A 244-nucleotide genomic window follows, 5' to 3' on the forward strand; every position below is an offset into this window, starting at 1 on the left:
CAACAATACCGCGTTCACTAGGTGACCACCACATAATTGGCTCGTGTTCACTAAACCACGGAAAAATACCAGATAAATAGGCATTTTTTAATCGCGTTACCGACAAGCATCCACCAATGGCAAGTAAACCATCGGGATCATCTAATGCATGGTTGGGATCAGGAAAAGCAAAGTGGCTTTGAGCGAGTTGATAGAGTTGTTTAGTCATAACACCGATTGAATAACTGCATGGTCAAGATAAAGT

The 244-nt window shown here is 41.8% G+C and carries 1 pseudogene; it reads right to left on the reverse strand.

Annotated elements, in window-relative coordinates:
- Window positions 1–208, reverse strand: a pseudogene (locus tag AAEY88_RS15095) (leucyl/phenylalanyl-tRNA--protein transferase); the annotation flags it as partial.
- Window positions 209–244: the final 36 nt, after the last annotated feature.

This window comes from Psychrobacter sp. CAL346-MNA-CIBAN-0220, assembly GCF_040309805.1.
GTDB lineage: Bacteria > Pseudomonadota > Gammaproteobacteria > Pseudomonadales > Moraxellaceae > Psychrobacter.